The sequence below is a fragment of the Paenibacillus sp. LBL genome (assembly GCF_029893715.1).
GTDB classification, from domain to species: domain Bacteria; phylum Bacillota; class Bacilli; order Paenibacillales; family Paenibacillaceae; genus Paenibacillus_AQ; species Paenibacillus_AQ glucanolyticus.
The window spans coordinates 42,220-62,428 of the sequence record NZ_JARXYU010000012.1; the positions used below are offsets into that span (position 1 = coordinate 42,220).

The 20,209-nt window shown below is 50.9% G+C and carries 14 protein-coding genes; 4 read left to right on the forward strand and 10 right to left on the reverse strand.

Features of this window, described 5'->3' with window-relative positions; translation table 11 throughout:
• Positions 1–58: 58 nt before the first annotated feature.
• From M2277_RS21915 to M2277_RS21925, 3 genes are all read right to left on the reverse strand, one after another.
• On the reverse strand, positions 59–1,345 hold the full coding sequence (locus M2277_RS21915; RefSeq protein WP_280755517.1) for an ABC transporter substrate-binding protein: 1,287 nt from the start codon (positions 1,343–1,345) through the stop codon (positions 59–61).
• 67 nt (positions 1,346–1,412) lie between these two features.
• Positions 1,413–2,231 carry a carbohydrate ABC transporter permease gene (locus M2277_RS21920; RefSeq protein ID WP_036643633.1) on the reverse strand — a complete coding sequence of 273 codons (819 nt, stop codon included), beginning with the start codon at positions 2,229–2,231 and terminating at the stop codon, positions 1,413–1,415.
• Positions 2,232–2,252: 21 nt separating this feature from the next.
• Positions 2,253–3,134 (reverse strand): carbohydrate ABC transporter permease, encoded by an 882-nt coding sequence (locus tag M2277_RS21925; protein WP_006212759.1) that lies wholly within the window; start codon positions 3,132–3,134, stop codon positions 2,253–2,255.
• Positions 3,135–3,258: 124 nt separating this feature from the next.
• On the opposite strand from M2277_RS21925, the gene M2277_RS21930 reads away from it, so the two are divergent.
• The 3 genes from M2277_RS21930 to M2277_RS21940 all read left to right on the forward strand — a co-directional run bounded on the left by M2277_RS21930 (position 3,259) and on the right by M2277_RS21940 (position 7,538).
• Positions 3,259–5,097, forward strand: coding sequence for a cache domain-containing sensor histidine kinase (locus M2277_RS21930; RefSeq protein ID WP_280755518.1), 1,839 nt, complete (start codon positions 3,259–3,261; stop codon positions 5,095–5,097).
• Positions 5,075–6,712, forward strand: coding sequence for a response regulator transcription factor (locus tag M2277_RS21935; protein WP_280755519.1), 1,638 nt, complete (start codon positions 5,075–5,077; stop codon positions 6,710–6,712). Before M2277_RS21930 ends, M2277_RS21935 begins: the two co-directional genes overlap by 23 nt.
• A 250-nt stretch (positions 6,713–6,962) precedes the next feature.
• Positions 6,963–7,538, forward strand: coding sequence for a dihydrofolate reductase family protein (locus M2277_RS21940; RefSeq protein WP_053435337.1), 576 nt, complete (start codon positions 6,963–6,965; stop codon positions 7,536–7,538).
• Between the two features lie 174 nt (positions 7,539–7,712).
• On the opposite strand, the gene M2277_RS21945 is transcribed toward M2277_RS21940, so the two are convergent.
• The 5 genes from M2277_RS21945 to M2277_RS21965 all read right to left on the reverse strand — a co-directional run bounded on the left by M2277_RS21945 (position 7,713) and on the right by M2277_RS21965 (position 16,111).
• Positions 7,713–9,746, reverse strand: a complete 2,034-nt coding sequence (locus M2277_RS21945; RefSeq protein ID WP_280755520.1) for a beta-galactosidase — start codon at positions 9,744–9,746, stop codon at positions 7,713–7,715.
• An 86-nt stretch (positions 9,747–9,832) separates the two neighbouring features.
• Positions 9,833–12,241: a glycoside hydrolase family 95 protein gene (locus M2277_RS21950; protein WP_280755521.1), complete on the reverse strand. Its 2,409-nt coding sequence runs from the start codon at positions 12,239–12,241 to the stop codon at positions 9,833–9,835.
• A gap of 172 nt (positions 12,242–12,413) precedes the next feature.
• On the reverse strand, positions 12,414–14,126 hold the full coding sequence (locus M2277_RS21955; RefSeq protein WP_006212765.1) for an ABC transporter substrate-binding protein: 1,713 nt from the start codon (positions 14,124–14,126) through the stop codon (positions 12,414–12,416).
• A gap of 98 nt (positions 14,127–14,224) precedes the next feature.
• Positions 14,225–15,133, reverse strand: a complete 909-nt coding sequence (locus M2277_RS21960; protein WP_006212766.1) for a carbohydrate ABC transporter permease — start codon at positions 15,131–15,133, stop codon at positions 14,225–14,227.
• Between the two features lie 15 nt (positions 15,134–15,148).
• Complete coding sequence (locus M2277_RS21965) at positions 15,149–16,111, reverse strand: ABC transporter permease (protein WP_006212767.1); 963 nt, start codon at positions 16,109–16,111, stop codon at positions 15,149–15,151.
• 114 nt (positions 16,112–16,225) lie between these two features.
• Between M2277_RS21965 and M2277_RS21970 the strand changes: the two genes are divergently transcribed.
• Positions 16,226–16,462, forward strand: a complete 237-nt coding sequence (locus M2277_RS21970) for a hypothetical protein (RefSeq protein WP_148246441.1) — start codon at positions 16,226–16,228, stop codon at positions 16,460–16,462.
• Between the two features lie 172 nt (positions 16,463–16,634).
• Here M2277_RS21970 and M2277_RS21975 read toward each other — a convergent pair whose 3' ends face one another.
• The gene (locus M2277_RS21975) at positions 16,635–18,188 is read right to left on the reverse strand and encodes a response regulator transcription factor (protein WP_006212769.1); all 1,554 of its coding nucleotides are present in this window, start codon (positions 18,186–18,188) and stop codon (positions 16,635–16,637) included.
• Positions 18,163–19,971 (reverse strand): sensor histidine kinase, encoded by a 1,809-nt coding sequence (locus tag M2277_RS21980; RefSeq protein WP_036643535.1) that lies wholly within the window; start codon positions 19,969–19,971, stop codon positions 18,163–18,165. The genes M2277_RS21975 and M2277_RS21980 overlap by 26 nt, the downstream gene beginning before the upstream one ends.
• Between the last annotated feature and the right edge of the window lie 238 nt (positions 19,972–20,209).

Consider the following 20,209-nt stretch of genomic DNA (forward strand, 5'->3'; position numbering starts at 1 on the left):
ACAAGGGATCATACCTCTATGAAAGATCTACTTACACATTACGAGCACTACCTGCCGCTTACTTGCTCAGGCTGTCCCAAGATGTCTGCATGTCTTCAAGCATCTTGTTTGCGTCGGACTTGCCTGCAAAGAACGCCTGCATGGAGCCTGAGAATTCCTGCGCTACCCCGTCAGGGAACTTGGCAGATTGTCTTGGCAGCACTTTTCCGGCTTGGACGTATTCCCACACAGCCGAGCCCAGGTCGCCCATATCTTCCGGCGTCGCTTCGATGGTCGTTAATGCCGGAATGAATTTGAATTTCTTCACGATGTACTCTTTACCGATATCGGATGTGACAAACCAGTTGAGGAAGATCTTTGCTTCTTCCTTCGATGCGGAATCCTTGTTGATAACAAGGTTCGCAGGAACGCCCACGTTCAGCTTATCATTTTGCTCCGCATTGTCGCCAAGCGGCATCGGCAGATAGCCGAGATTCAGATCAGGGTTGATGGCATCGATCTCGGTTTGGGACCAGTTGCCATTCTGCATCATGGCTGTTTTTTCAGTGGCCAGCAGGGAAATCGCCGTGTTGTAGTCCGTAGTCAGCGGGTTCTTGTTGCCATGATCCAAGGTCAACTGCATCAGCTTGGCCCACTCTTCGAACTTCGCATTGCCTGCAAATTTTTGCGTTCCGTCATTCAAGCCCTGAATAAATGCATTCGGATCATCCTGCTGGGCAAATGCCGGGTTAATGCCCTGGTTGCCGATCAACCACCACTCCTGGTAAGCGTTCGCAAAAGGAGTTATGCCAGCAGCTTCCAGTTTCTTCGCAGCTTCCTCCAGCTGGGCATAGGTTTTCGGGAGCTCGGTAATGCCTGCTTGCTCAAACAAATCTTTATTGTAGATATAACCCCATCCTTCAAGGTTCATCGGCATGCCGTATACTTTACCGTCTTTGGTCATCGGCTCCTTCGCCATCTCAACCAGATCGTTCACCCAAGGCTGGTCGGACAAGTCCTCCAGACGGTCGATCCACATCTCCATCTCGGCATCGCCGCCATTGGAGAAAATATCAGGCGCATCGTTGGACGCAAATTTGGTCTTCAGTGCAGCGCCATAGTCCGCACCGCCGCCTACCGTTTGAATATCCAGCTTGATGTTCGGGTATTCCTTCTCAAATTCCACCTTGAGCTCATTCAAGCCATCCACGATTTCGGTTTTGAATTGGAAAATCTTAACCGTCTTGACTTCACCAGAGGCCCCGTCCGAGCTCCCGCCTTGACTTCCCTCCGACTTGCCGCCGCACGCTGCCAGCAGCATGGAGAAAGCCAGCAGCATCACAAGTGATAATTTCATTTTGTTCATCTTACTACCCCCTAGTAATGTTTATATATAAATGATGGAAAACCAATGTAGGAAGCGCCCGGCTGCCCTACCCCTTAACGGAGCCGGCAGCGACGCCTTCAACGATATACTTCTGCAATGACAGGAAGAAGATGATAATCGGCGTAATGCCCAGCACCAGAGCCGGCAGCGCCATGTCCCATTGCTTCGAGTACTGCCCGAAGAATGCAAAGGTTGCGAGCGGAATGGTACGCAGCTCCGGACTTTGCAGGATCAAGGATGGCAGCAGGTAGTCATTCCAGACCCAGAGACAGTTCAGGATGATGACCGTCACCATCATAGGTTTCAGCATAGGCAAAACGATCCGGGCAAATACCTTGAACGGGGAAGCTCCGTCCACCGTAGCAGCCTCTTCGATTTCAAGTGGTATCCCCTTCACAAAACCATGGAACAGAAAGACCGACAGCGGTATGCCGAGGCCCAGATAGCTGAGAATCAAGCCTACGATGCTGTTGTTAACGCCCAGGAAGTTAATGACCTGAAGAAGTGGAATCATAATGGATTGGAACGGAATGACCATAGCCGATACAAACAGCATGAACACGATGCGATTGAATCTTGTATTGGACCGAACCATCCGGTAAGCGGCCATCGCGCTCAGCAGGGCGATGATCAGGTTGCTGATGACCGTAATGATGATGGAATTCGTGAATGCTTCCGGGAAGCGGGTCATTTCCCATGCCTTGCTGTAATTGTCAAAGTGAAACGCAGTCGGCCAATTGGCCGCATCCACCATAATATCCCCCAGCGATTTGACCGAGTTCACCAGCAGGAAATAAAAAGGTGCCAGAAAGATCAGAGCCACAACCACCATAACAATCTGCAATACGATATGGGAAGCCGACATCGGAGGTTTCTTCGTTCTCACTTAAGCTTCAACCTCCTTCTGTTTCGTTAATCGGACTTGAATGAGTGTGATGACCGCAACAACGAGGAAGAAAATCAAAGATTTGGCTGTCCCGAGTCCATACCGGTTATTCAGGAACGCCTCGTTGTACACATTCATGGCCAGTGACTCCGTGGAGCGATACGGTCCGCCTTTTGTGAGGGACAGGTTCAAATCGAACATTTTGAATGACCATGAGATCGCCAGGAACAAACAGACGGTGACCGCTGGCATAATGAGCGGAACGATGATGCTCTTCAGCACCTGGAAGCGGTTCGCTCCATCAATTTCAGCGGCTTCCATCACTTCCTTGGATACATTCGTAATGGACGCAATGTAGATGACCATCAGATAGCCTGACGACTGCCATACGAATACCATCACAATCCCCCAAAAGCCGGTCACTTCGTCTCCCAGCCATGGAAGATTAAAGAACGGAATTCCCGTAACCTCGCCAACGGTTGCAAAGCCCTTCACGAAGATAAACTGCCAGATGAAACCGAGCAGCAATCCGCCGATCACATTCGGCATAAAGAAGATCGTTCGCAGCCAGTTGCGCGCCCGGATGTTTTTTGTCAAGAAGTAGGCCAGGAAAAAACCGACCACATTCGTTAGAAGCACACCGACGATCGTAAACCTGGTGGTGAACCAGAACGACTGTGCGAATGCGCTGTCATTTGTGAAAATCTGTTTGAAATTGTCCAGCCCCACCCATTCGACATTCCCCGATACACCATTCCAGTTGGTGAACGAGTAATACATCCCCATCACAAATGGGATAATGATCGTAATACCGAAAAACAGCAGCGCGGGTCCGATATAAACCAACTGCTGCGTCAAGGCAGCCGTTCTCTTGCTGTTCATGTAAATCCCCCTCCGCTTGTCCTATCGTTTCTCTATCCATTTCTCTATGATTTAATTATGCTAAGATGAAGACCCTGGCACTACCATAGGATGTGAACTAATTGGTATAGAAAATTGATCGGCGGTGAAAATATTGAACTGGAACAGCATACGCACTAAATTAATTACCTTCATGATCATGGCTACCATCATTCCGACCACCATCTCCATGATCATCAGTTATGTCATGACAACCAACTCGCTCAAGGAACGGGCGGTTGTTGAGAATATGAACCTTCTCTATCAGGGACGGTTGAATTTGGAGAGCTATCTGGAAGACATGAACCGTAATTCCCTTACGGTTTATTCGGATCCGGATTTTTTCCGCAGCCTCTATTACAGCCACGAGAATATCAATGCCAGCGGCAGGCAATCCGCTACGCTGCAATCGATCAATAAAGCTATAAGCGGCGCAAGGCAGGTCTATCTCTATGTTGACGGCAAAAGAGAAGCTACGTTGTTCGCGCAGGATATCGCCAGAAAGACAAGCGATGTCGCGCTTTATCCCGAAATACCCGATCTAAAGAACCATACGGTGTCCATTCAGCCTCCCCATCCCCTTCACACATACGGCTTTCAATTAGCCTATCCTTATGAAGCCGATCAACAAGTATTCACGATGTACCGAGTCATTGAACGAGTCCCTTCTTCGGAACGATTGGGTATTCTCGCCATTGATCTGAATATGAATTTCCTCAGCCGAATTAGCGGTCAGCTGTTTCAGCCCGAGCATGAGCAGCTCTATATTGTGAATGAAGACGGTCATGTCATGTATTCCGGTAACGAAGCCACGCTGGGTCGGCAGATCCAGGAAGACTGGTATAGCAAAATAAAGGAATCCGGCCACAAGGAAGGTCATTTCGAATATAACAACAAAATCTATTTATATAACAATATCAAGACGTCTGTCAGCGACTGGACAATGATCAAGGAAATTCCGTCCTCCTATATTCTGAGCAGCGCGGAAAAAGCGGCATTTGTCAACATTTCACTGTTAGGCGTGTCCTTGATCCTCATCATCATCGCCATGATCTGGATCTCGGTGTACATCACAGCACCGATTCGACAATTGGTAGGACTCATGAGCCAAGTGAAAAGCGGACGAATGACCGTTGATATCTCCTCCGACCGCAAGGACGAAATCGGAACCCTGCATCGCAGATTCGGCAGCATGATGGATACGATCAACAACCTTATTTTGCAGGAATACAAGCTGAAACTCGCGAACCGGACCAATCAGCTCCGGGCGCTGCAGGCCCAGGTAAACCCGCATTTTATGAACAATGCACTGCAAACGATCGGAACGCTTGCACTGGAGCATGGGATGAAGAGGATTTACTCCCTGATCTCGGCCTTGGCCCGAATGATGAGATACAGCATGTACAACACCGACAAACCGGTCACACTGAGCACAGAGCTTGATCATATCCACGATTATGTCGAGCTGCAAAAAGAGAGATTTGAGAATCAGTTCGACTTCCGTTACGATGTGGATGAGTCGACTTTGCAGGTGTTGATACCGAAGATGCTGGTTCAGCCGCTGATCGAGAACTTTTTCAAGCATGGGATGAACCCTCTGACACAAGACAATTACATCGCATTAAAAAGCCGCCGCCTCTCGGCCTCCATCGTTCAGATCACGGTCGAGGATAACGGAAACGGAATGCAGGATGAGAAATTCCAAGCACTCCAGGAACACTTATTATTGATGGAAGAGATGGATTTGGAACAGCTGCAGGTTCATTCCGAGATAGAAGCGGAAGACAGCAGCGGAATTGGGCTCATCAACATCATGACAAGGCTCAGGCTGTATTATCGCGGAAAATCCAAATTCAACATCGAAAACAACCAGCCTCACGGCTTTCGGGTTGTGCTGACTATAAATGTGGAAGGTGAAACGGATGAAGGCATTAATCGTGGATGACGAGTCTCGTGTGCGAAGAGCCATCCGGCTGCTGGTCCAGTGGGAAGAGCACGGGATAACCGATATTGAAGAAGCAGCCAACGGGCTGGAGGCCATGGAGCTGATTCCGAAGTTCCGGCCAAACCTCGTGCTGATGGACATGCTGATGCCGCTCAAGAACGGTGTCGACCTGATGGAATGGATTCACAAAAATTACCCGGATATCAAATTCATCGTTATCAGCGGGCATGACGATTTTGAATTCGTGCGCAACACGATCTGGTACAGCGGCACGGACTATATCCTGAAGCCTATCGAGGAGACCGTCATTAACCAAGCAGTCCGCAAAGCAACCACGGCCTGGAGGGCCGAGGAGCAGGAGCGCCTTGCGGCGCGGCAGCAGCATGTTCAGGTGAACGAGTACCGGCCGGTCTATTCGGAGAAGCTGCTGTCGAGCCTCATCGATGACAGGAGTGCCCACTCCCAGGTGGTCAACCGTCTCAGGGACGAAGGCATCGTACCGGAGGACACGAAGACCATACGCTTGGCCGTCATGCAGATGGACAAGACCGATCATGCGCTTTTTAACCGCTTCGGCCGCCATCTGGACCTGCTCATGTTTGCCCTGCTGAATATATGCAATGAATTTCTGCAAAAGGACCGGACCGGGATCGCCTTCCGTCACTTCGGTTCTCCGCACCAGCTCGTTATTCTGTTGTGGGATCAGCTTGCCACGCTGCCTACGAGGCTTCAAGAGATCAATCAGGGGATGCACCGCACCTTGTCGCGCCACATGCATTTTGGCATCAGTTCTGACGGCCGGTACCCCCAAGACATTCCCGAATTGTATGCCCGCAGCTCGGCTGCCTTTCATTCGCGTGATTTAACGGTGCTGAACCATTTCATCCATGATGGAGAGAAACAGCATCTCGCCGCTGCCGATCATCATAATGGCGTGCAGTTCAGCGGATTTGAAGATTCATGGAGGCTTGCTATCCTTAGCGGGCAACCCGGACCCATCGCCGAAGCAGTAGAAACCTGGATAGCGGCCATCCGCAAAAGCGGCATCCTCACGCCGGAGCTTCTGGAGCGCTGGGACCGGGAAATTGAAAGATTCGCCAACCATGTCATTCATGAAGCTGCAAACCCTTCGTCTGAAACACTATTGAAATTATACAAAGAAGAAAGCGCCAATATGGAGCGGCCAAGCCCGGACAAGTATATATGCTCCCTGGCGGAGTGGCAGCAGCATTGGGGAGCGCTGATGAGCCTGCTGGCCTCGCTTGTGCAGTCCCAGAAGCAAACAGGCCAAGACCTGATCCATGACATTACGGCGTTTATCGAGCAGAATTATCAGAACGATGTATCCCTGTATGATATTGCAAACCGTTTTCACGTAAGCCGGGAGTACATCTCCCGCAAATTCAAGCAAAAACACGGGATTAACATCCCGGAGCATCTAAACCGGATCCGCATCTCCAAAGCCAAAATCCTGCTGCAAAACCCGGCCCTGAAGATGGCAGCGATCTCCGAGATGGTAGGCTTCAAGAACGAGAAATACTTCAGTCTTGTATTTAAGAAGCAAGAGGGCATTTCCCCCAAGGAGTTCCGCAAGCTAACGGGCAGTTATACGTAGCCCCGTCTAATTCACCTGCACCTTAAATTGGAACTTTTACTTGTTGTAAAACCCGAGCATACCCAAGTGGATCGTCAGATTACGGCGCTTCAACAATTGAAAAAATTATTGCAACGTCAAATCTCTCAGACGTTGTCGAAAAGGGCAGGTTTGAGATTAGCAATCCATAAGAAACAACCCGAGTTGAATTCTGCTAAGATGTAGTTAATTTATAATATATATATCCCTTATAAACTAAGGAGAACTGAAAATGAGAAAACTCGTTCTATTTCTGCACGCATCGCTTGACGGTTTTGTAGAAGGGCCGAATGGTGAAATGGACATTGGCTGGGTTTCCTACGATGCTGATTTGGAGAAACATGCGAAAGAAATTCTGAGTACTGCCGACACTGTCATTTGGGGACGTGGGACTTATCAGATGATGCACAGTTACTGGCCATCTGTGCCTTCAAACCCATCCGCTTCGCAGCATGAACGAAATCATGCCGAGTGGATCGAAAAGACAGCCAAAATCGTTTTCTCCACAACGCTGGAGAAAGTCGAATGGAATAATTCCAGACTCGTGAAAGAAGATGTCGAGGAAGAGATCAATAACCTCAAACAGCAGCCAGGCAAGGATATGGTCATCCTCGGCAGTCCTAGGTTCGCACACCACCTTATGCAGCTTGATTTAATTGATGAGTATAAAATTACGGTTTCTCCCGTCCTGATCGGTAAGGGATTGCCGTTATTCCAAGGTCTCAAGGAGAAGATCAATCTTAAGCTAATCGAAAACAAGACCTTTGATTCTGGAGCCATAGGTCTCGTTTACCAGACGGTAAGATGACCTTGTCACTTAAGGTGATTACGCTAACGGGAGACGATAGCTCAATGAACCGCCTTTTCACAAAGGCGGTTTTCTTATGGTCACAAATCAGCATTAGAATTAGAATTTAACATAGACTTTTCCAAAAACGGCCCCTATCCTATTTGCTTTCATCAAAAAGTCCTCATGCTCTCTCTACCCCCTCCGTTGCTCTAATATCATCACGCCTCGTGCCGGAACTTCGCAGGTATCCCGATGCTCCTCCCCTGTCAGCAGGTCCACATAGGTATCCCCGTCCAGGGGAACGTATTTGCTCTCTGACATGTGATTAAGCACGAAGGTGAATGCTTTATCTTCCTTGATGCGTCTTGTTACCTCGACGCCTTGAGGAGCCTTCAGGACCGGTTCAATGCCATGATCGTTGCAGATGGTCTGCATCAGATCCTTCAGGAATTTGGGTTCCGGGCTTGTCGCCACATACCATGCTTTCCCTTGCCCGAAGGCGTTGACGGTTAACGACGGCATGCCCTGATAATAATCTGAGCCATATTCGGCAACAACCTCCGCTCCCTCTGCATGAATCACGTCGCACAGAATTCCGCAGTCATAGGTGCCTTCCAGACGGCCCTGCCGTCCTCGCATCACGATCTGATTGTGCTGGCCAGGTAGCAGCGCGTCGATTTCCTCGGCCCAGATTCCCATGACCTTGCGCAGCTCTCCGGGATAACCGCCCAGCGCCACCAGATCGTTCTCGTTCACGATACCGCTGAAAAAGGTTGTCACAAACGTTCCGCCTTGCGCTACAAAAGCCTCAACGCGCTCTGCGAATCCCAGCTTCGACATGTACATTACAGGTGCGATGACTACCTCATACTTCCTGAAGTCCTCTTCAACGCTGATCATATCGGTCTGGATATGCAGCTGATGCAAGGCATCATAATATTTATGGACCTCATCCACGTAATGGAGGGCCACGGTCGGACCGCTCGACAGCTCAATGCCCCATCGGTTCTCCCAGTCATAGATGATTGCGACTTTAGCGTCGGAACGGGCATCCAGAATGCGGTCCCCCAACTGCTGCAGCTCCTTGCCCAACTCCGCGCACTCGCGGAACACGCGTGTATGCTCATGGCCCACATGCTCAATGACGGCTCCATGATATTTCTCGCAGGCACCGATCGAGCGGCGAAGTTGGAAGAACATCACCGTATCCGCACCGTGGGCGACCGCCTGGTAGCTCCATAATCGCATAACGCCCGGACGCTTGGCGGAGTTATACGGCTGCCAGTTCTGCACGCTTGGCGTTTGTTCCATCAGCATAAAGGGCTGTCCGCCCTTAAGCCCACGCATCAAGGCATGCGTCATGGCAGTATAACTGAACGGAGTATCCAGCGACGGGTAGTTGTCCCAGGATACAACATCCATCTCTTTGGCCCATTTGAAATAATCCAGCTCCGGATAGAAGCCCATCAGATTGGTGGTCACCGGAATATCCGGCGTGATCCGCTTCAATTCATCCCGCTCCAGCTTATAGCATTCCAGCAGGCTGTCCGACTGAAAACGGCGGTAATCCAGGGATATGCCCTGGAAATTGGTCCGGCTGCCGGACCACTCCTCGCTTAGAGCGTTAGGCACAACAATATCCTCCCAGTCATAGAAGGTGTGGCCCCAGAAACGGGTATTCCATGCCTTGTCTACGGCATCCAGCGTCCCGTGATGCTGCTGAAGCCAGGTACGGAATGCCGCTGCACAGTTGTCGCAGTAACAGTAACCTCCATACTCGTTCGATACGTGCCAGATCAGGACGGCCGGATGTTCCTTATAACGCCTCGCCAGCTTCCCGGCCATAATCGTTGCGTATTTACGGTAGGTGGGGCTGTTCGGACAGGAATTATGGCGGCCGCCGAATTTGCGTTTCCGCCCTTCATAATCGACACGCAGCACATCCGGGTATTTACGTGCCATCCAGGCCGGATGTGCGCCTGTGCTGGTTGCCAGACAGACGTACACTCCATTGCTGTACAGCCGGTCTATCGTCTCATCCAACCAGCCAAAATCATAGGTTTCCTCATCCGGCTGACTTAAAGCCCAGGCGAATACATTGATGGTAGCTACATCGATGCCCGCCAGTTTAAACATGCGGTCATCTTCCTTCCAGACATCCGCATCCCACTGCTCCGGATTATAATCGCCGCCATACCACATTTTGGGTAACTTCTCGTTAATCATATTGGACTCAGCTCCTTTAAGATTTTAGATCCGGTATACATTCAACTCGAACGGTCCATTCATGAGCAGCCCTTGCCCTTGTTCGATCAGGCCTTGTTGGTAACCGGCGTAATATAATAAGTGCTCCCGATCACCGTTTCAAACGCACCGTCCTCCTGCGTCTTCACAACACTTCCGTCTTCCCTTGTAACGATAAGAGACTCAGGGTAATTCAGCCTGCAATGCTGACCATGGGTTGAGGTGAGGCTTGCCGAAATGAGAAGCCCCTGGCTCCATTCCATATTGATGATAAATCCGCCGCGCGCCTTCAAGCCCTTTACGGAGCCTTCCCTCCATGCATAGGGCAGCGCAGGGAGCAGCTGAAGCTCCCCCAGATGACTCTGGAGCAGCATTTCCACAAGTCCTGCAGTCCCTCCAAAATTCGCATCAATCTGGAACGGAGGATGATCTCCAAGCAGATTAGGGTGCATCGAGCGGGAAATCAGCATCCGGATATAACCATAGGCCTTGTCCGCCTGCCGGAGCCGGGCAAACAAATTAATGAGCCACACACAGCTCCAGCCCGTGTGTCCGCCTCCATTGCTGATGCGGGACGATAGCGTACGATATGCGGCCTCCGCTAGCTGCGGCGTGCCTTGAAGGGTAATATCGGAACCCGGATAGAGTCCATATAAATGGGACACATGCCGATGACCAGGCTCTGCTTCCCGATAAGGCTCGCTCCACTCCATGAGTTTGCCCTCCCCGTCCATTCCGTAAGGGAGCAGCCGTGCGGCCGCCGACTCCCACTCCTCCCGCAGATCAGCATCCTGCCCCAAGAGCTGCGACGCTTCTATGCAGTTATGGAACAAATCGCGAATAATGGCCATATCCATGGTGGAGCCTGCAGACACGCTGCAAGGCACGCCTTCCGCGGTGAGGAACTGATTCTCCGGTGATGTTGACGGACTGGTCACCAGATGGCCTTTTCCGTCCTCAATGAGCCAATCCAGGCAAAACAGCGCCGCTTCCCTCATCAACGGATATGCCGTTCCCCGCAAATATTCAAGGTCTGGCTGAAATTGATAACGCTCCCATAAATGCCGGCACAGCCACGCGCCACCCATGGGCCAGAAAGCCCACATCGCTCTCCCATCGCTCGGGCTTGCCATGCGCCATAGATCCACATTATGGTGGGCAACCCATCCGCGGGCTCCGTAATGAATCTTCGCGGTCCGGCGCCCGCTCACGCTAAGCTCCCGAATCATCTGTATCAACGGCTCGTGACACTCGCTCAGATGAGTTGTCTCTGCCGGCCAATAGTTCATCTCGGTATTGATATTCGTTGTATAATCGCTATTCCATGGCGGCTGTACATGCGGATTCCATATTCCCTGCAGATGTGCAGGCTGTGTTCCCGGCCTGGAGCTCGCCATGAGCAAATATCTTCCGAACTGGAACATCAGTGCCTCCAGTGCCGGATCCTCCTGCCCTTCCCTGTACGCTTTCATGCGCTCGTCGGTCGCCGCACTCTCTGTGGACCGCTCACAATCCAGGCTTTCAAGCCGAAGATCCACACGCCGGAACAATGCTTGATGATCCTTCACATGCCTCGCGCGCAGTTCCTCATATCCATGCTGTACCGCGTCCTGAAGCCTCTTCCTGCATATAACGGACGGATCGATTCCTCCAGAGCCCGGAGAACGGTCGAAGCCTGCAAAATTCGTTGCCGCCGCAATCAGCAGGGTGACCGTACCGCTCCCGTTGATGTGCATGCCACGGTCATCCACCGTCACCTGACCGCTGTCCGGCAAGGCCAGCAGCCTCATCTCATACCGTATGCCGAGCCCCTCTTCATAGAGTACCGACCCGGGATGATCGCCCTTGTAATTGTCAGCAATATGGGTTGGAGCATGTCCATATAACACCAGGGACCCGTCTTCCGCACAGCGGCGTGTACCATGCCGCAGCGGAGAGTCCAGCCTAATATCCAGCCGGATGTCTTCGTTATTCGGGCTCGCACAGCGTATAACCGCTACCTGGTCAACGGCACTGATGAACATGTCCCTGGCATAGGTAGCCGAACCGCCGGACTGAAAGCGAACGGACGCGATCCCCGTATCCAAATCCAGTTCGCGCCGATATTCCGTCCGGTGGCCGTGAATTCCCGACTGTCTGATCAACAGATCTCCTAGCGGCAGGAAGGACTCCGTGCCCCTTCCCACCATCTTGTCCTCAATCAGCTCCTCCGCTTCCTTGTACTGCCCGGATGTGATGAGCTTCCTTGCGGCTGCCAAATGCCGTCGTGCCTCGTAATTATTCGTGTCCCTTGGAAATCCGGACCAGAGTGTATCCTCATTCCATTGAATACGCTCTTCCTCTACTCCCCCGAACACCATTGCACCCAGCCGGCCATTCCCGAGCGGGAGCGCTTCTTCCCACTTGGCTGCCGGTTCCCGGTACCATAGCTTTGAGGTCCATTGCTTCGCTGGATTCACTGTAAACGCTGGTTTCACTGTAATCCCTCCTTATTCCTGTTGATAAGTGTCTTCTCGAAGAGTTCTTCAAATCCTTCAACCCCCAACCGTATTTCTGCGATGAGCAAAAGGACGCAGCTATACAATCCCGGCCTTCAGATAGCGGCAAAAGGGGCCGCATGCAGCCGGCCCCTTCTATTCCCCTATTCCTTTAATCGTTCCAAAGTTTGACGCGGTCACGTACCAGCTGGGTATATTCCTGTTCCATTTTTTCTGCACCTGCACTGTTCAGCTCTTTAATGAACTGATCATACAGCCCATCGAATTTGGCCGGATCGGCCAGAATAATTTCAGGAATGCGTTTGCGGGTAATCTCCTCCACTTTTTTGTAGGTAATATTGATATTGGAGTCGCTTGGTACCGGAATGTTGTAAGCCACGCCCCATGGCTTCACTTCGAATTCTTCTTGTTTCGGCCACAGGTCCTTCCACATTTCCACGCCGTAGGCCTTCAGCGTTTCCTTGGCGGATGGCGTATAGTTCTCGATGATGGTCTCCGGGAAGTTCGTTGTATAGTAGTTGTCTGTCGAATCCTTCACACCGTCGCCGTAACGAGGGAACATGGCATTGTACAAGCCGATTCCCGTTTCTTTGGTGAAGTTGGCATTATCGTAGGTTTTGCGCTCCTGCACGTCTTCCGGAATGACGCGTTTGCCGTCCACGACGTCGTAATGCTCGCCTTCAATTCCCCAGTTCATCAAAACTTGCCCTTCCTCGGAGGCCAAATAATCCAGGAACTTGATAATCCGAACAGGATCCTTCGCGGATGTCGTAATTCCCACTCCCCATCCTGCGACGTAGCCCGCGTTCTGGAACGTTGCATCCTTACTGGACTCGTCCAGCTGGATCGGGAATCTTGCATACGTGCGATTTTCCTTGCCGGCGGATCTCAGCGCATTCGTTGCATTGCCGAAGCCCCACTCCTGGTCAATGACACCAAGGACGCGGCCGGAGGAGATTTTAGCTTCGTATTGGTCCGTTTTCTGTACGAAGGTTTCTTTATCCAGAAGTCCTGTAGCGTTCATATGATTCAACCAGCGGAAATACTCTTTCTCCTCCGGGCGCTTGTAGTGCAGCTTCGCCTCCACCGTTTCCTGGTCGATATAATATTCACCGTCATCGGATGCGCCGGTCGCGATGAAGGCCGGATTGGTGACGGAGATCATAATTCTCCATCCGTCCGCATTCAGCGTGAGCGGAATCGTTGGCTGTCCGTCAATGGTCGGATGTTTATCGGAATAATCCTTCAACGCTTTCTCGTAATCCTCCACGGTTTTGAGTTCCGGGTATCCGAGTTCCTTCAGCACTTCATGCTGGATCTGGAACGTGCCGCCCGCATCAAGCATCTGATGGTCCACCGCTGCAAGTGTCGGAAGCACATAGATAGCCTCGTCCTCGTTGCTCCACTTCAGACGGCTCATGTAGTCACCGTATACCTTCTTGATGTTCGGCGCATGCTCTTCAATTAAATCCGTCAAATCAATAAACGCGCCGGAATCCACGAACAGATTGGCATCGCCCTTGGCAAATACCAGGTCCGGATATTCGCCGCTCGCCACCATCAGCGGAAGCTTCTGATTGGAGCCATCCACCGCGTATTCGGCCTGAATCGTAATGCCGGTCTTCTCGGTCAGCTTCTTGCCGACCGCATCCTGCATGTTAGCCCAATTCGCATTGGAATCGGCGCTGTAATACGTCATGGTCATCGGCTCAAGCTTCTCTTCCTGCTGCGTATCGCTTCCGCCACTGCCATCTTTGCCGCCGTTGGCGCTATTGCTGCTGTCGCCGTTGCCGCACGCCGCAAGAACGAACGTAGCCAGCATCATCATAGCGAGCAGCAGTGACAATCTCTGCTTGTGTTTCATTGCTTTACCCCCTAATCGATTTTTTAAATGTTCTGATATTTTTCAAAAAAATCTATCGTATAACAGGACGCAAGCCCTGCTGATACCGTACATGAATGCTAGCTTTTCACAGCGCCGAGTGTCATGCCCTTCACGAAATACCGCTGCAGAAACGGATAGACGAGCAATATCGGAACCGTGACCACAATCGTGATTGCCATTTTGATCGATTCCGGCGAGACCTGCTTCACGATTTCCGCCATATTCTGCCCGGACATCATGCCGCTGGTTTGCCCCTGCGTGCTCTGCAGCACCTTCATCAGCTCGAATTGAAGCGTCGTGAGATGGGGAGCGTTACCGTTGTAGAGATACGTATCTAGCCATGAATTCCACTGCCCGACTGCCAGGAACAACGCAATGGTAGCCAGCACGGGCTTGCAAAGCGGCAGAATGATTCTGTAATAGATCGTAAAATCGCTGGCCCCGTCAAGCTTCGCCGATTCCTGCAGCGAGTAAGGCAAGCTGTCGATGAAGGAGCGGATAACAAATACGTTAAACGCACTGACCATTCCCGGAATGATGTAGACCAGAAACGAATTCATCATGTTCAAGTCGCGGATCAGAATGAACACCGGAATCATGCCGCCCGAGAAGTACATCGTCAGCGCAAGAAAGGTCGACATGAACTTCCTTCCCTGAAAATCCATTCGGCTGAGGACATACCCCAGCATCGTTCCGCTAAGCAGACCAAGGAAGGTTCCTGCCAGCGTTCGAAGAATGGTGATTTTTGAACCGGTAATCAAGCCTTCGTATTTAAAGATCTGCACGTAGTTCTCCAGCGTAAACTCCCGTGGCCAGATGTAGATTCCCCCGCGCACCGTATCAACGGAATCGTTCAGCGATATCGCAAGAACGTTCAGGAACGGATACAGGGTGACAATCATGACCAGCATCATAAATGTAAAATTGAAAATATCAAACACGCGGTCGGAGAGCGTGGGCTTGAATGCTGTTTTGGTTCGTGCCATGCTGCTTCCCTCCCCTTACATAATGGATTGCTTGGTGAATTTTTTGAACACCCCGTTGGCGAGCAGCAACAAGATGATACTTACGATGGAGTTAAACATCCCGATTGCCGTACCGAATGAGAAACGTCCCATGCCAAGCCCATAGTTCAGTGCATACAGATCCAATACTTCCGAGTAATCAACCACCAGCGGGTTGCCCAGCAAAAACTGCTTCTCGAAACCGATACTGATCAGATGCCCGATCGACATGATCATCAGAATAGCAATCGTAGGAGCGATGCTGGGCAGCGTGATATGCCATATCTGGCGAATCCGGCTCGCACCGTCGACCTTGGCTGCCTCAAACTGCTCCTGGTCAATCCCTGAAATCGCTGCCAAGTAAATGATCGCGCTCCAGCCCATTTCCTTCCATATATCTGAACCCGTTACGATATACCAGAACAGATTCCCTTGAGCCATAAACTGTATCGGCTGATCGATGAAGCCCAGCCACATCAGCAGCTGATTGACAGCGCCTCCATCTGTGGACAGCATCTTGGTTACGATACCGGCTACCACAACCCAGGACACAAAATGCGGGAGATAAGATATCGTCTGTACCGTCCTCTTGAATACGCTTCCACGAAGCTCATTCAACAAGACTGCGAATAGAATCGGAATCGTAAATCCGACAATCAATCCCATGAAACTCATGGCGAGTGTATTTCGCAGCACCAGATAAAACTTATCGTCAGAGAACAGGGCGATGAAATGGTCCAGACCCACCCACTTCTGGTCAAATATGCCCCTGCCGGGCTTATAATTCTGGAATGCCATCAACCAGCCCCATACCGGCATGTAACTGAAGATGAACACAATGACGATAAATGGGAGCGACATTCCATACAGTACTTTCTGCTCTTTGAAAGTGGCCCAGAAGCCTTTCTTTCTCTTTGCGGCAGGTTGGATGCTGCCTTCTGTCTTTGTTACCGCTTTCAAACCAACCCCTCCTCTCTTGTATATTCTGATGATAAACCAGGCTGCGGCAGGGAAGTACCCAAAGGATTGGCTTAAAAATCATATAAAAATTAGACATTAACGGTGGGAGTGAAAATGCGAAAGACCTCTACACCGCTCCGTGTCCGGATCGTATCTCCGATCGCTGTTAAACCCGGGAAACTTCGATTGACACGGGGCGGTGGTTTCCCGGCTTTAAAAGGTGACCGCTGCCGCTTCTCCGATACGATTCCGGCCCCTCCGCTCTATGCTTCGCAGCATTCGGCTCCCACGGTAATGCCTTGGGGGAGGCACAGGAAAAACAAAAAGACGCGTGCCTTAGTCGCGTCTTAAAGGGCAGCGATATATGAAAGTATTTATGGCGCGGAGCTGCTTGAAGCCTATTTGCCGTGTGCCGGCTCACTGCGGTTACTCATGCGATACTCTGTCACAATGGGCTGTATAACCTCGGCGCCACATCCGGGCTCGGTCACATTGTGCGAATCAGCGTTACGGCACGGCTAAATTACAGATCCAGCTCCTTGCGGTAGTTGGACGGGGATGTGCCGACGTATTTTTTAAACTTGCTGTGGAAATAGTCCACGTTGGTATAACCTACCTTCTCCGCGACCTGATACACCTTCATGCCCTGCTTCAAAAAATCCTTGGCTTTGCTGATCCGGACCTTGTCGAGATAGGTATTAAAATATTCTCCGGTTGTATTCTTGAACATTTTCCCTAAATAAGCGCTGTTGTAATTAAATACCGACGCCAGGGTTTCCAGCTTGATATTCTCGCTGTAATTGCGCTGGATCAAATCCATGATCCGCTTCATCTCCTGGTCCCGCCCCCCCTTGCCTGCCTGCCAGATCAGCTCCTCCAGAAATTGAGATGAATGCTGGCATAAATCATGCGCCGTCCGCTGACGGAATATCGCGGCGATCCGATCCGAATATTCCTTCGTCCGCGACTGGAGCTCGGTATGATGCTGCATCAGCTTGTTGTACACGCCGGTGAGGAGCGCAACGAACGAACGCTTCATTCCCTCCTCGCTGTATCCCTCATGGACCATGGCATAAGCGGCGGAGCGCAGCAGATTTCGCTGCACCTCGACATTGCCCACATCCACGGCATAATAGAGCTGTTCCATCCACTGCAACGGATCATAGGGTTGCTGCTCGTCGCGTGAAATGTCACCCGCAAATCGCTCAGATCCAGAGAATAATAGCTCCCCCGGCGCATAGAAGAAGCGTTCGCGAATTCGTTCCTTGGCACAGCGGTAAGAGCTTGGGACCTCCTCCAGACGGTGAGCCTGGCGTCCTAGAGAAGATGTAATTGCAGTGCCTGCAAGACTTGCAGCTCCTTCCGCCATCTGAAGCAGCTCCTTCCTTCCTCCTGCCGTCAGAACCGGAATCGGCATTAGAATGCCGATATAGTCATGCATTGAAAATACCACGCCATGCCCCTGTTCCTCAAAAGCCTCAATCAGCCTGTTTTTCAACAGATGGCTGCCCTCCTGCCCGGATTCAACATGCCGATGATCATGGATAAGCAGCACCTGATAATGATTCCATAACAGCCCCATCTTCTCGGCGATTTGCCGCCAAGCCGGGTCCGGCTTACTCTCCTGGCTGAACCAGGTTTGAATGAACTGCTCACGACTCATATCGGAAGCTGCTCTGTTCAATGTCCTCCATTCCTGCTCTTGTTCTATCGCTTCCTTAATCTGAAGCAAATATTGGCGAAGCTCCTCTTCATCTACCGGTTTCAGAAGGTACCCGTCAACGCGGTGGGAGATGGCCCGCTTGGCATAATCAAAATCAGCGTATCCGCTCAGGATCAACAGATGAATCGCAGCATCCACGGTCCGTATGGCTTCAATTAGCCGTAATCCGTCCATACCTGGCATTCGAATATCAACCAGCATCACATCAGGGGCTAGGTGTCTGTGCTTCTCCAATGCCTCGCTCCCGTTCGCTGCTGTGCCCACAATCTGATACCCCAGTTCGCCCCAAGGCACAATGCTTTTCAACCCCTCACGCAGCTTGGGTTCGTCATCCACGATTAACACTCTCAACATCCTTCTCTCCTCCTGTCGGAATCCTGAATTCAATACGTGTTCCAGTTCCCGGTTCACTATATATGATCAGCCCCGCTTCAGGGCCGTAGGTGAGCTGCAGACGAACATGAACGTTACGGAGCCCGATCCGTCCGCCGTCCTTCTCGTCGGTATCGTTCAAATAGCCATAGATCATCTTTAACCGGTCCAAAGATATGCCCGCTCCATTGTCCTCGGTGATGACGTGCAGCATCCCTTCGGCGGCCGTGACCCTAACCCTTATGAAGGTACCCTCTTCCTTGTGATCCATCCCGTGTATGACCGCATTCTCGACAAGCGGCTGGATGATCAAGGGCGGGATTCTGACGTGATTCGCATCGGGATCCACCTGAAGCTCATATTTCAGACGATCCTCGTAGCGGAATTTTTGAATGTCGAGATAACACTGCACCATCTCGATCTCGTCCTTAATCGTTGTTTTTCCACTGCCCACCTCGAGGTTGCTCCGCATCATTTTGCCAAGCAGCCGCACAATTCTGGCGATTTCACTCTCACCCTTGAGATGCGCCTCCATGCGAATGGACTCCAGCGCGTTAAACAGAAAATGCGGATTGATCTGGCTGGCCATCATTTTGAATTTGATTTCGTTCTGCTTCTGCTCCATTAACCGCTTCTGTTCGTTGGACTCCTGCACTTCGTTCATCAGGTCGTTAACATTGCCCACCATGGAGTTGAACTGACGCGACAGTTGGCCGATTTCATCCTTGCCGTCAATGGCCATGGCAACGCCAAGGTTACCCGTACCCACCTTCGTAATATGTTTGCTGAGACGCAGCAACCGGTTAGAGATCAGTGCAGAGAAGCTGTAAATGAGGATAACGGCCAACAGCAGGCTCACAATAATAACCGTCATTGCCAGCTTGCTGATTCGGTTGGCATCCGACACAATGCTGTCGATCGAAAAAATGGAGATAATACGCAGGCCGTTTACGCCCGATTCCGTATTCAACGGCTCAATCAGAACTTTGGAGGCTTCATCGTCAATGACGGATTCATAGCTTCCACTGGCGTTGTACACAGCGCCGTTGTTATCGTGAATTTCCGCCAAAGTCTTTCCGTACAGCTCCGGGCGGTTGGCCGCAACGATATTGTTCTTGCTGTCTACTATAATCGTGTCGAACGTTTCCTGGCTCAGAATCGTATTCAGCAAGCCGGTGTTCACGTTAATCACCAATACACCCAGATTGTCCTTGCTTCCCAGGTCGACCCCTTTAATCAGGCTGAGGTATACCTTCTGATCCCGTTCATCTCGAACATAATCCCAGTAGATGACGCCGATATTGTCTTCGGCTCGCCGATACCACTCGGTTCTCCTGATTTCACCCTCCGGGTATATGAATTCCCAATTGTTCAGCATGGTGGGGTTGTCGCTATAAAAGCGAATATTCGATATTTCCTTATACATCCGAATGGCCTGCTGCAAGTCAGGGTACTCCCTGTATGCTACAAATACGTCGTATACGCTTTCATATTGCCGGTTGGCAACATTCTTCAGACGCTCATCATACGATAGGCGATAGGATAAATCGTCCGCCACGTTGATAACTTCGGTTGACCGTTTCTTAATGCGGTCCACATTCTGATAAGCCTGCTCCAAAGCATTGTTCAAAGCGAATTTCCGGAGCTCTCCCGTAAGGAATATCCCCACGATGGCCACCGGTACAAAAACCACAACAACAAAGGACAATATTAGTTTGTTGCGGATCTTCATGTCGTTCATAATTTGAATGAAATTGGATAACATCGGACCGTCTCGCTCCTGTCCTCTAGTCTTCGGCATTTTTTTAGGAAAGCGATTACAAAACAGTGCACTTATGCTTGCCGCAGGCCTATTATATCAGCATTGCCATTCATCCAAGGCCAACTAAAATATGGAAGAAGCCCGACTCCAACACAAGGCTGGTCCGGGCTTATCTTCGCTATGTTTTTTCCTTAATAAGCAAACCTTCTACTTCATGCCAGAAACCTCTACAGACAAGTGT